Annotated in this window: 10 protein-coding genes; 6 read left to right on the top strand and 4 right to left on the bottom strand. The window is 66.5% G+C overall.

Annotated features, from left to right (window positions below; genetic code table 11):
- The 4 genes from ACLJEU_RS03215 to ACLJEU_RS03200 all read right to left on the bottom strand — a co-directional run bounded on the left by ACLJEU_RS03215 (position 1) and on the right by ACLJEU_RS03200 (position 5269).
- On the bottom strand, positions 1-1173 hold the full coding sequence (locus ACLJEU_RS03215) for a glycosyltransferase family protein (RefSeq protein ID WP_414661014.1): 1173 nt from the start codon (positions 1171-1173) through the stop codon (positions 1-3).
- A complete protein-coding gene (locus ACLJEU_RS03210; protein ID WP_414661015.1) occupies positions 1170-2405 on the bottom strand; it encodes a glycosyltransferase family protein in 1236 nt (411 codons plus the stop codon). Before ACLJEU_RS03210 ends, ACLJEU_RS03215 begins: the two co-directional genes overlap by 4 nt.
- 63 nt (positions 2406-2468) lie before the next feature.
- Positions 2469-4277, bottom strand: a complete 1809-nt coding sequence (gene asnB / locus ACLJEU_RS03205) for an asparagine synthase (glutamine-hydrolyzing) (RefSeq protein WP_414661016.1) — start codon at positions 4275-4277, stop codon at positions 2469-2471.
- A 14-nt stretch (positions 4278-4291) separates the two neighbouring features.
- Positions 4292-5269, bottom strand: coding sequence for an SDR family NAD(P)-dependent oxidoreductase (locus tag ACLJEU_RS03200; protein ID WP_414661017.1), 978 nt, complete (start codon positions 5267-5269; stop codon positions 4292-4294).
- A gap of 154 nt (positions 5270-5423) precedes the next feature.
- Between ACLJEU_RS03200 and asnB (ACLJEU_RS03195) the strand changes: the two genes are divergently transcribed.
- The 6 genes from asnB (ACLJEU_RS03195) (at position 5424) to ACLJEU_RS03170 (ending at position 11929) form a co-directional block, all read left to right on the top strand.
- Positions 5424-7409, top strand: coding sequence for an asparagine synthase (glutamine-hydrolyzing) (gene asnB / locus ACLJEU_RS03195; protein ID WP_414661018.1), 1986 nt, complete (start codon positions 5424-5426; stop codon positions 7407-7409).
- Positions 7410-7435: 26 nt separating this feature from the next.
- A complete protein-coding gene (locus tag ACLJEU_RS03190) occupies positions 7436-8386 on the top strand; it encodes a class I SAM-dependent methyltransferase (protein ID WP_414661019.1) in 951 nt (316 codons plus the stop codon).
- Between the two features lie 14 nt (positions 8387-8400).
- Positions 8401-9192 carry a methyltransferase domain-containing protein gene (locus ACLJEU_RS03185; protein WP_414661020.1) on the top strand — a complete coding sequence of 264 codons (792 nt, stop codon included), beginning with the start codon at positions 8401-8403 and terminating at the stop codon, positions 9190-9192.
- Positions 9189-10247, top strand: coding sequence for a glycosyltransferase (locus tag ACLJEU_RS03180; protein WP_414661021.1), 1059 nt, complete (start codon positions 9189-9191; stop codon positions 10245-10247). Before ACLJEU_RS03185 ends, ACLJEU_RS03180 begins: the two co-directional genes overlap by 4 nt.
- Positions 10247-11164 carry a glycosyltransferase family 2 protein gene (locus ACLJEU_RS03175; RefSeq protein WP_414661022.1) on the top strand — a complete coding sequence of 306 codons (918 nt, stop codon included), beginning with the start codon at positions 10247-10249 and terminating at the stop codon, positions 11162-11164. Before ACLJEU_RS03180 ends, ACLJEU_RS03175 begins: the two co-directional genes overlap by 1 nt.
- A gap of 75 nt (positions 11165-11239) precedes the next feature.
- Complete coding sequence (locus ACLJEU_RS03170; RefSeq protein WP_414661023.1) at positions 11240-11929, top strand: glycosyltransferase family 2 protein; 690 nt, start codon at positions 11240-11242, stop codon at positions 11927-11929.
- The last annotated feature ends 35 nt before the right edge of the window (positions 11930-11964 follow it).

Raw genomic sequence — 11964 nt, 5'->3', positions numbered from 1 at the left:
TCACATCGCCGCCACTGCCGCAGTACGGATTGGCCGCGTCGCACGTTTCTGGGCCCATGCCACTTCGTAGTCCGTGAGCACCTGCCGGGCAATCTCGCGCGGCTGGTGCCAGCGGCGGACAAACTCACGCGACGCCCGGCCGCGGGTGGACAACTGATCGTTTCCCGCTCCGAGCCAGTCCTGCAGCACCGCCGGCAGCGAATCCGGCGTCGCGTTGATCAACGGCAATTCCGCACGCATCGCCGCGGGCAGACAGCCGAGATCGTCATCGCGCAGATAACAGATGACCGGCACCGCCAGCGCCATCAGCTCCACCGCAAGCGCGCCGTAGAATCCGGCGAGCACCTGATCGATGGCGAGATCGGCGGTCGCATACACGCGTCGCGCTTCGGCGTGCGTCATGTTTTCGATCAGGATCAGTTCCACCGGCACGCCCTGTTCGCGCAACCGGTTCACGGCGGCGATCACATGGCGCGTGCCCTTCACTCCGCGATGACTCGGCGCGTGCACGACCCGCCACGGACCGGGCTGTCGCGCGGCACGCGGCGTCGGCTGCCAGTCGTCGACATCGACGCTGCAATACCCCTGAAACCGCGCGCGCTCCGGCAACACCGCAAGGAGATCGGGGTTCAGCGCGTAAACGAGATCCGCGTAGCGCGCGAAGGCCGCGGTGCGGCGCCGGGTGTTGCGATCCGTTTCCGCGGTATAGTAACCAGGCTCCACCTCGTGCGCGAAATGGATGGGATAACGCCGCGCCACTTCCCCCACCCGCGCATCGTCGCCCTGGAACGTCACCGCCACGACCTTGCCGCGCCGCGCCGCCCAGCGCAGATCGCACATCTCGAACGGGAGCGCATACAGGAGATTGTGGATCGCCGCCGCCGGCGCGAGCCACCGCTTGCCACCCAGACGCGAACGGAGCGGCGCGAGCGTCGTGCCGAAATTGTAGTGGATGACATCATACTCGCGCAACGCGCGGCGAATGAGCTTCCAACGGGCAAACTCGCGGCGCAGCCAGCCGCGCCCCGACAGATCCTCGTCGACGGGATAGCCGAACGGGTTCGGCGCGAGCGTCACGCACTGGCTTTCCGCACCAAGTCGACTCAACGCCCGCGACAACGCCGGCGGGTTGCCCCCGACCGCGGTGGGACAGTGCAGCACGCGCAGGCTCATCGCGCGATTTCCCCTCCGGCCCGCGACACCGGCGGCACACCGAGCGTCGTGTTGATGTCAGCGAAGCGCCGGCCGATCGCCGCGAGCGAGTGATGTTTAAGCACGAACGCGCGCGCCGCGCGGCTCTGCGCCTCGAGATCCGTACGGTTGGCGGCGACCGCACGCAGCGCCTCGACCAGGTTCTGGTGCGTGACGCGCGTCACCGGGAGCTCGTCGTTTTCCAGCAGGCCGTGATGAATGTAGAGCCGCTCGAGCTCGGGCCCGATGTGGGTGAGCACGGGCTTGCCCGAGGCCATGGCCTCGAGGGCGAAGATGCCATACCAGCCGATGACGAGCTGCTCGACGACGACGTCGACCTGCCGCACGAGACGGCGCATCTCGGTGTTGCTGACGCGCTGCACGATCTGCAGTTCAATCGGGCAGCCCTCGGCGCGCAGCGTCGCAATCGCCTTCTCGAGCAGCGTCGTGCCCTTGATCGTCCGGTGATTCGGGCCGTGCAACACGCGCAGCGGCCGCTCCGCGGTGAAGCGCGCAGGCCGCGTGTACTCTTCCGGCGGCGGCACACTCCACTGGTCGGTATCAACGGAGAAATGCGCGAGCATCAGCGTGTCCCAGTACGGCGTATAGTTCACCCAGTCGCAGCCCGAGATGATCCAGTCCGCGTGACGCGACCAGCGCTGGACCTGCTTGCGGCGCGAACGCATGCGATTGCGGACGAAGTCCGGGTAATCCTTCAGATACGCGGCGCGGTACACGACGTCGTCGTGCACGTTGAAATCCTGCACGTCGCCACCGTACGGCATCGCGACCACGCGCGTGCCGGCAAGTTTGTAGAGATAGGGTTCGATCGCCCACAGGCCGGTCCACGCGAGCGGACCGCCGTTGAAGTAGATGTAGAGGATGCGGCAGCGGAAAATCGCGAAGAGAAACAGCGCGTAGTGATTGAACGGAGACCACCGGAGCAGGCGCAGGTCGAACTCGTTCGTCACGAAATACACGTGGCTCACGAATGTCGTCACATCGTAGCCCTGCAGACGGAGCGCGCGCGCGTGATGGACGTTGTTGATCAACGGCTCCGGTCCGAGACCGATGCGGCGCTTGGTGATGCAGCGGGCGACGAGACAGGCGATCAGCAGCGGCCCGACTACCACGATCGCAAGCCCGACCTGCAGCGCGCGGTGCACGAGGGCGCGCGCGATGCGGCGGAAGGTCGATGGTTTTTCAGCCGACATCAGGATTCAAAACTGTCCGGGAGTGGAGCGAGCTGCGCTGCTGAACGTGGCGGCGTCATCGCGTCAGAACAAGGTGGGCCCGGGCTGGCGTTCGCCCTTCAGGAAGACGCGGCACCAGCCTTCGAAGAACATCAGGCTCCAGATCGTGAGCCGTTCATCGGCACCCTGATTGTGCCGGTCGAGGATGGCGCGAATCGCCGCCGGCTCGATGAACTCCCCGATGCAGCTGCGCCGCGAGAGGAGCAGTTGTTGAATGTAGTCCTTCAGTTCGCGGCGGAACCAGGTCTTGTCCGGAGGCGTGAACCCCTGCTTGCGCTTGTGCAGAGTCTCCTCGGGCAGCAGCGGCTTGAACGCTTGCTTGAGCAGGTATTTCGCCACGCCGTTCCGCAGCTTCTGCTCCGTCGGTATCCGCGTGCCGAATTCAACCAGCTCCGTGTCGAGAAAGGGAAAACGCGTCTCGATCCCAAACGCCATGCCAAGCCGGTCCTCGACGAGCAGGAAGCCGTGGAGGAACGTCATCGAGTCGAAATACAGCGCGCGATTGAGCGGCTCCGCGTCACCGGCTCCGGCCATGACGGCCTGAAACGCCGCCCTCGGATGCGTCGTCGAGGTCGTCCGCTGCACCCGGTCCGTGAAGAACCGCGGCTTGTCCGTGTCCTTGATCAGCCGGCTCCACCAACTGTAGTACGCCTCGTCGAACGCCGCCGGATCCGTCAGGCCCTGCACCGGCGCATACCGCCACGGATAACCGGCGAAGATCTCGTCCCCACCTGTGCCGGAGAGATTCACCGTCACCCACGAGCTCACGAGCTGCGAGATCGTATGGAAGGTGTAACACATGCCGACCTTCGGATCCTCGAGGTGCCAGACGATTGCCGGCAGCGTGTCCATCACGTCCTGCGGCGCGATCTGGCGTTCGTGATGATGTGTGCCGAAGCGGCTTGCGATCAGCCGCGCGTCGGCCTGCTCGCTCACGCAGCGGTCGTCGGCGTCGACTGACGCCGTCTCGAAAAATCCGGTGAACGTGTGCATGCCCCGCAGCTGCTCGGTCGCGAGCGCCACGATCGCCGACGAATCCATGCCGCCGCTCAGTGTGGCTCCGACCTCCACGTCGCTCACGAGGTGGCGTTTCATCGCGCGGCGGAACACTGCGAGAAACTCCTCCGCGAGCTCGTCCTCATCCGCCGCGACCGGCGCGAAACGAAGCTGCCAGTACGCCTCGCGCCGCTGCCGGCCGGTGTCGAGGTCGACGAAGAGATTCGTGCCCGGCGGCAGCATGCTCACGCCAGCGAACAGCGTCCGGTACGAGAGAATGTTTTGAAACGTGAAGTACTCGTTCAGCCCGTCGCAATCGACCGCGGCCGCATGGCCGGCGGCGAGGATCGCCTTTACTTCCGACGCCGCGAGCAAACCGTCCGGCGTCGAGGCCACGTACAGCGGCTTCATCCCGAGCCGGTCGCGCGAGAACAGCAGCCGGCGGCGTGCGGGATCGTAGAGCGCGAAGGCCCACATGCCGTTGAAGCGGCTGACGCAGCCCTCGCCCCACTCGGCGTAGGCGGCGAGAATCACCTCGGTGTCGGACGTCGTGGCAAACCGCCGTCCGCGCTGCTCCAGTTCGCCGCGCAGTTCGCGGAAATTATAAATCTCGCCGTTGAAGACGATGACCGTGCCGCCCGGGCCTGTCATCGGCTGGTTCGCATGAGCCGAAAGATCGAGAATGGAAAGCCGGCGGTGGCCGAGGCCGACGCGGCCGTCGGGCGAGACCCACGTGCCGGACGCATCCGGTCCGCGGTGACGCTGCGCGCTGTTCATCCACGGCACGCGTTCCCCGGCGTTTCCGCGGGTGGAGAAGACGGCTGAAATTCCGCACATGGCAACGCTGGCGGTCAGCGCCCGGTCACCTGACGCAACGGGGCGACGAACTCGTCGAGACTGCGCTGAAGCGTGCCCCAGAAATCACGTTCGAAGACAATGCCGAGTTCCTGCCGGATGCGCGCGTTGCTCACGTCGAAGTGCATGATGTCGCCCACGAGCGGCTCCTTGTGCACGATCGGGACGTCGGCCTTCATCATCGCCACCATGCGCTGGGCGAGTTCGAGGATCGTGACCTGGATGCCGGAGGCGGCGTTGTAGACGCGGCCCGTGCTCTCCGGCCGCGTGGCCGCCGCAAGGTTGGCGCGCACGAGATCCTTCACCCAGGTGAACGACCGTTCCTGATGACCGTGGCCGAAGATCGGCAGCGGTTTTCCCTCGATAATGTTGCGGAGGAAGATCGAAACGACCCCGCCGAATTCGTTCGATTCCTGCCGCGGGCCGTAGACATGGAAGTAGCGGAGAATCGTCGTATCCATGCCATACAGACGGTGGAACACATCCACGTAACGTTCGCCGGCGAGCTTCGAAACGCCGTAATAGGACACCGGCCGCAGCGGGTGATCTTCGTCGGTCGGCAGGATGGCCGGTTCGCCGTACACCGAACCCGTCGACGCGTGCACGAACTTGCGCACGCGGTGTTCGCGGGCGAGTTCGAGAAGATTGAGCGTGCCGCCGCCATTCACGCGCAAATCCTTCTGCGGATCGATCAGGCAGACGTTCTTCTTGGAGGCGGCGTTGTTGAAGATGACATCGGCGCCGGCGATCACCGGACTCATCGCGGCCCGATCGCAGATGTCGGCCTTTACCGCGCGAAAATTGCCCCGGGAGGTCAGAAAATCGATGTTGCGCGAATGCCCGGCGGAATAGTCGTCCACGCTCACGACCTGGGCGCCCAGGGCGGTCAACTCTTCACAAAGATGTGAACCGATGAAGCCGGCGCCACCCGTGACGACGACTTTCTTGCCTGCGAGGGAGGATTGTTCGTTCATGCGACTGCGAGGAAACACGGCCGCCCGCAGACCCCAAACCGGGTCGCGCGGATGGCTGGAGACCATCAGGGACCATCTCTCAATGAAAACACAAAATGTAATCACAGCGCTTGATACGATTTACGAGCCGTTCGCACGGGCCTGAAATCGACCGATGTGCGGCATCGCCACCCTCGTTGAGCCATCGGCGCCCGCCTGGCTTGCAGCCACGGTTAGGGCCATGACCCGCGCGGTGCGTCATCGGGGGCCCGACGGCGAGGGTTTGCTCTTCATCAATCCGGCTGCCGGCACGTCGGCCATCGTGCTGACCGAAGACACGCCGGCTGGCATCAACGGCGAGGCGGAAGCGCCCGCCGGCTCGACGCTCGGCCTGGGCCACCGCCGGCTCGCCATCCTCGATCGTTCGTCCGCAGGTTTTCAGCCGATGCGCGACTCCTCCGGCGGGTGCGCGATCACGTACAACGGCGAAATCTACAATTACGTCGAACTGCGCGCCGACCTCGCGCGCCTTGGCTACACGTTTCGCAGCGGCACCGACACCGAGGTCATTCTCGCGGCCTGGCGACACTGGGGCGAAGCCTGCCTCGCGCGCTTCAACGGCATGTTCGCGTTTGTGCTCTACGACCGCCGGTCGCGGCGGATTTTCGCGGCGCGCGATCGTTTCGGCGTCAAACCGCTTTACTACTGGCCCACGCCCACCGGCGGCATCGCGCTCGCGTCGGAGATCAAGCAGTTCACGTTTCATCCCCGCTGGAAGGCCCGGCTCAACGGCCAAGCCGCCTACGATTTCCTGAACTGGGGACTTTCCGACCACACCGCGGAAACGTCGTTCGCCGGCGTGCGCCAGCTGCGTGGCGGCGAGTACCTGTCGGCGCCGTTGGAAGACCTGGCCCGTGCGCAGCCGCAACGCTGGTATGAGGTGCAACCGACGCCCTTCGTGGGCAACTTTGACGAGGCCTGCGGCCGCTTCCGCGAGCTGCTGGATGACTCGGTCCGGTTGCGCCTGCGGTCTGATGTTCCAGTCGGATCGTGCCTCTCCGGTGGCCTCGATTCCTCCGCGATCGTCTGCACACTGCAGGCGCAGCTCGGCACCGCGGCGGCCTCGCAGCAAAGCACGTTTTCCGCCTACTCGGACGTCGCGCGTTTCGACGAACGCTCCTACATCGAGGAGGTCACGGCCGCAACGGGCGCGGCACCACATGCCGTCGTGCCGTCGCCGAAAGCCCTGCTCGACGAACTCGATCGCATCGCGTGGCACCAGGATGAACCGTTTGGATCGACGAGCATCTTCGCGCAGTGGTGCGTGTTCCGGCTGGCGAGGGAGAACCGCGTGACCGTGATGCTCGACGGCCAGGGTGCCGACGAGGCGCTCGGCGGCTATCACGGTTACTTCGGGCCGCGGCTGGCCGGCTTGTTGCGACGCGGCCATCTCGCGACGTGCTGGCGCGAAGCCGCCGCCATTCGGTCGCTGCACGGCCAGACGTGGAAACTGCAGGCGCAACTCATCGCCAACGAATGCCTCGGCGGTCGCGCCGCCAACCTGCTGCGTCTGCTCGCCGGCCGGACGGTGGACGTTCCCGATGCCATCAATCTCCCGCTGCTGGGAGCGAAGCCCGGTTCGCCGCATCTCGGAAGCGTCAATCTCAGCGAACCGCTGCGTTCGCTCGGCCGCGCGCAACTCACCCGCCTCACGGTGCCGATGCTGCTGCGCTTCGAGGATCGTGATTCGATGGCGCATGGCGTCGAGGCGCGGCTGCCGTTTCTCGACTACAGGCTCGTGGAATTCTGCCTCGGTCTGCCGGAGTGCTACAAGATGGCCGACGGCTGGACGAAGCGCGTGCTGCGCGAAAGCATGCGCGACCGACTGCCCGAACGCGTGCGCACGCGGCGCGACAAGCTGGGCTTCGCCACCGCCGAGGAGGTCTGGATGCGGGGCGCCCACCGCCTGCCGTTTCAACACCTGCTCGACCAGGCGATCGACGCCGCGGGTGGCATCCTCACGCCGGCCGCCCGGACCAAAGCCACGCGCATCCTGGAGGGCGATGAGCCCTTCAGCTTCCTGCCGTGGCGGATCATCAGCTTCGGCACCTGGCTGCGTCAGTTCAACGTGGATACAACGTCAGCCCGCCTCGCGGCATGACTCCCGTCCTCCCCCGCGCCCCGAGGATGAACGCCCACTTCGTCACCCGCGCGTGCTGTCCGGTGTGCGGCACCGGATCCGCACCGACGTTGTTTTCGCGTCCGTACGCGGAGCCACGCCTGCGATTGGCGCTCGAGCAGTTCTACGCGGAAGTCGGCCGGATCGACACCGGGGCGCTGCGCGGAGCCGACTATGTGCTGCAGGGCTGCACGCGTTGCGGCCTCGTTTACCAGCGCGACGTGCCCGACGATTTTCTCCTCGGGAAGCTGTATGAGGAATGGATTTCGCCGACGCGCGCGTTTGAGCGTTTCCACGCCCAGGTCACGCCGGTCCGGCAGGCGGAGATCGCCCGCGACGTCGCAATCAGCCTCGCGCTTGTCCGCCGCCCCGCCGGCCCGCGCCGCACTCTCGACTACGGTTGTGGCTGGGGCGAATGGGGCCGGGCCACGATCGTCGCTGGCACCGAGACCTGGGGCACGGAACTCTCCGCATCGCGACGCGCCGCCTGCGAACGCGATGGCATCAAGGTCGTCGCCGACGAGGCGTTGCCGGACGGCCATTTTGATCTCATCAATGCCGATCAGGTGTTCGAACATCTGCCCGCGCCCGCCGCCACCCTCGCACGGCTCACGCCGAAACTGCGTGCCGGGGGCGTCATTCGCATTGCGGTGCCGAACAGCTGGCGGATCGCGCGCGCACTCGCGGCCTTCGATCGCGAGCTGCAACGGCCGCGTCTTGGCAGCCTGAATCCCGTCGCGCCGCTGGAACACCTGAACGGTTTCACCACGCGCAGCCTCGTCGCGCTTGGCGCCAGCTGTGGGCTCGTGCGCGTCCGGCCGCCCTGGGGCGTGCTGCGCCGGGCGAGTTGCTGGCCGCCCGGTCTACGCGCGAAGGTGAAACAACTGGTGCTGCCGGCCTACCTGCGCAGCCGGTGGAGCACGCAGCTTTGGTTCACGGCCTCTGCCAGCAGCGCATGAGCGTATCAGGTTCCATGACACGCGTCGTGCGGCGCCTGCGCGGCGGCGGCCTGAGCTGGCTGGTTTCCGCAGTCGCGGATCGCGTGTCGCCGGCCCGACCCGCGATGCGGCCCGCCGTGGCGGCAGCGACCACCGGTGGACACGGCCTCGAGATCGGCGGACCCAGCCGGGTCTTCACCGCGCGCGGCGCGCTGCCGGTGTATCCGCACGCGGGCCGGATGGACAACGTCAACTTCGCCACGCAAACGGCGTGGGAGCAGGGCCTGCAGGACGGCGGTCCCTTTCGTTTCGATCCCAACCGTACGCCCGGCACGCAATGGCTGCGCGAGGCGGTGGCGCTCACCGGGCTGCCGGACGCAGGTTTCGATTTCATCGCGTCGTCCCATTGTCTCGAACACGTCGCCAATCCGTTGCGGGCGTTGCGCGAGTGGCACCGGGTCACCCGGCCCGGCGGCCATCTCATCCTGGTGTTGCCCGATCCGGAGCGGACCTTTGATCATCGGCGTACCGTGACGACGCTCGCTCACCTGCAGGAGGATTTCGCCCGCGACACCCGCGAGGACGACCTCACCCACGCCGAGGAGGCGATCGCACGGCACGACCTCGATCGCGATCCAGGCGTCGGTTCAAGCGACGAATTCCGCGCGCGCGTCCGCGCCAACGCGCAGAATCGCTGCCTGCATCATCATGTGTTCACGCTCGAGCTCATGACGGCGGCGTTGCGCGCTGCGGGCTGGACCGTGCTCGCCGCGGAAAAGGCGCGCCCGCTCCACCTGCTCGCGCTCGCGCGCAAGGAGTCCGCATGAGGATCGCGTACCTGGGACAGATGGCCGACGTCTCGCGCGAGAACGGCATCTGCAAGAAGATCGTCTCGCAGGCGCGGTCGTGGATGGGCGCGGGTCACGACGTCCGCTACTTTTCCCTCGCGCCCACGACGACAGTGTGGCGCGGACTCGCTCCGCTCACCGCCGAGATCGTCGCCCGCGGCAGTCCGGGTCAGCGCGTGTTTCGCTCCTTCGAACTCGTGCGCCGGATTCGCGCGTGGCGGCCGGACCTGATCTATTTTCGCTACGGCTATCACAGCGCCGGCCTGCCGGGATTATTTCGCGCGATTCCCACCGTCGCGGAACTCAACTCGGACGATCTCCACGAATATCCGCTGACGTTTTCGCCCGCGAAACTGCTCTATCATCGCCTGACGCGGCGGCGCGTGCTCACGACGGCGGCCGGCTTCGTTCCCGTCACGCACGAACTCGGACGCCGTTTCGCGGCGTTTGGGAAGCCGGCGGAGATCATCGGCAACGGCATCGCCCTTGACGCCTTCACCGTCGCGCCGCTGCCCGCTGCCGGGGCGCCGGTGCGACTGGTGTTCATCGGCAGTCGCGACACACCGTGGCACGGCACGGAGCGCGTCGCTGACCTGGGGCGCTTGTTTCCCGATGCGGTCGTCGACGTGATCGGTGCCGAGGCCGTGCCCGCGCCGGCCAACGTCCATTTCCACGGCGAGCTGCCGCGCGAACGCTACGAACCGCTGCTGCAGGCGGCGACCGCGGCAATTGGCACGATGGGGCTGTATCGGAAACGCATGGACGAGGCCTGTCCGCTGAAAGTCCGCGAGTACCTTGCGCTCGGCCTGCCGGTGGTCGGCGGCTATCTCGACACGGACATTCCGGCTGACGCCGACTACTTTCTGCGCGTGCCGAACACCTCCGCGCCGCTCGATCCGGAACGCAGCCGAATCGCCGCGTGGCTCGGGCGCTGGCAGGGCCGGCGGGTGCCGCGGGCCGCGGTCGCGCACCTCGACAACGCCGTGAAGGAAGCGCGCCGGCTCGCGTTTCTCGAACAGATCCTGCGGGCGTGATGAGTGACTCACCCGCCATTCCCGGCGTCGTGGTGACGTTTCATCCCGACGCCGACTTCGAAGCGCGGCTGAGCGCGATCGCGCGCGAAACCAATCCCGTGATTGTCGTCGACAACACCGGCGATCCCGCCACGGCATCGCGCCTCGGGGCGGCCTGCGCGACCCACGGCGCGCACCTGATCGCGAACGCGCGGAATGCGGGCCTCGCCGCCGCGCTCAACCAGGCGTTCGCGGAATTGCAGGCGCGCGGCTTCACGGCGGCGGTGGCCTTCGATCAGGACAGCACGCCGGCCGCGGGATTCATCAAGGCGCTGCGCGCGACCGCCGCGGCAGATCGCAACCGGGCCATCGTCGGGGCCAACTGGCATGACGAAGCCCGGCCCGGCTTCGGCTCGCGTCACTTGCGCCGACACCGCGTCGTTCCCTTCCTGTTCGAGCGTCCGGCCGCGACACAGGACCTCGATCAGGTGACGTGCGTGATCACGTCGGGCACGCTTTTCGATCTCGCCACGTGGTCGGCGCTGGGCGGTTTCGACGTTTCGCTGTTCCTCGATCTCGTCGACACCGACTATTGCCTGCGCGCCCGCCGCGCCGGCCACGCCATCGCCGTCTCCGCCGCCGCACGCCTCGCCCACCGGCGCGGATCGAAGCAGCCCGTGCGGGCACTGGGCCGCACGTGGTGGCCGGCGTTCATGTCGCCGCTCCGCCTGCGCTACCTGTTTCGCAATCGCATCCACCTGGCGTCACGCCACGGCGGAGCGGTGCCGCACTGGGTGGCGTTTGAGATCGTCTACACCGTCAAGATTCTCGCTGAAGTCATCTGCCTGGAGACGCAGCGGCGCGCGAAACTCACGGCGTGTGCGCAGGGTCTGTGGGAGGGATTGATGGGCGTCGAAGGGCCGATTCTGCGCGTGTGACACGGTTGCGGACCGGTTGCCGAGGAAAAGGCTTTCGCCGCGCACCCCCGGTCCGCTAGCGTCCGGGCGCGCAGCATGAAACTTTCCGTCGTCATTCCCTGTTACAATGAGGCCAAAACGATCCGCACGATCGTAGACCGCGTGCGCGCTGCGCCGATTGCGGACAAGGAGATCATCATCGTCGACGACTGCTCGCGCGACGGCACGCGCGATCTGCTCCGCACGCAAATCGCGCCGCTGGTCGACAAGATCATCTATCACGAGGTCAACCAGGGCAAAGGCGCGGCGCTCCGGACCGGTTTCGCCGCGGCGACAGGCGACGTCGTGATCGTGCAGGACGCCGATCTCGAGTACGACCCGCAGGAATATCCCCGGCTGCTCAAGCCGATCCTCGACGGCAAGGCCGACGTCGTCTTCGGCTCGCGCTTCATGGGCGCAGAGGCGCACCGCGTGGTCTATTTCTGGCACATGGTCGGCAACAAGTTTCTCACGCTGCTCTCGAACATGGGCACGAACATCAACCTCACGGACATGGAAACGTGCTACAAGATGTTCCGTCGGGAAGTGCTCCAGAAGATCAAGATCGAGGAGAACCGCTTCGGCTTCGAACCCGAGATCACCGCCAAGGTCGCGAAGCTCGACTGTGTGATCTACGAGGTGGGCATCAGCTACTACGGTCGCACCTATAAAGAGGGAAAGAAGATCGGCTGGCGCGACGGCTTCCGCGCGCTCTGGGCCATCTTCAAATACAATTTCCTGCGCTGAGATCGCGCCGCGGGAAGCACGACGTTTCAATTTCG

Source organism: Terrisphaera buseokensis (assembly GCF_047521145.2).
Classification (GTDB): domain Bacteria; phylum Verrucomicrobiota; class Verrucomicrobiia; order Opitutales; family Opitutaceae; genus ER46.
The sequence above is the reverse complement of the archived record's forward strand: the minus strand, read 5'-3'. Positions and strand labels throughout refer to the sequence as shown.

Coding starts and splice junctions, on each gene's coding strand:
- ACLJEU_RS03215 (WP_414661014.1), bottom strand. CDS start 1,173: ATGAGCCTGCGCGTGCTGCACTGTCCCACCGCGGTCGGGGGCAACCCG.
- ACLJEU_RS03210 (WP_414661015.1), bottom strand. CDS start 2,405: ATGTCGGCTGAAAAACCATCGACCTTCCGCCGCATCGCGCGCGCCCTC.
- asnB (WP_414661016.1), bottom strand. CDS start 4,277: ATGTGCGGAATTTCAGCCGTCTTCTCCACCCGCGGAAACGCCGGGGAA.
- ACLJEU_RS03200 (WP_414661017.1), bottom strand. CDS start 5,269: ATGAACGAACAATCCTCCCTCGCAGGCAAGAAAGTCGTCGTCACGGGT.
- asnB (WP_414661018.1), top strand. CDS start 5,424: ATGTGCGGCATCGCCACCCTCGTTGAGCCATCGGCGCCCGCCTGGCTT.
- ACLJEU_RS03190 (WP_414661019.1), top strand. CDS start 7,436: ATGAACGCCCACTTCGTCACCCGCGCGTGCTGTCCGGTGTGCGGCACC.
- ACLJEU_RS03185 (WP_414661020.1), top strand. CDS start 8,401: ATGACACGCGTCGTGCGGCGCCTGCGCGGCGGCGGCCTGAGCTGGCTG.
- ACLJEU_RS03180 (WP_414661021.1), top strand. CDS start 9,189: ATGAGGATCGCGTACCTGGGACAGATGGCCGACGTCTCGCGCGAGAAC.
- ACLJEU_RS03175 (WP_414661022.1), top strand. CDS start 10,247: ATGAGTGACTCACCCGCCATTCCCGGCGTCGTGGTGACGTTTCATCCC.
- ACLJEU_RS03170 (WP_414661023.1), top strand. CDS start 11,240: ATGAAACTTTCCGTCGTCATTCCCTGTTACAATGAGGCCAAAACGATC.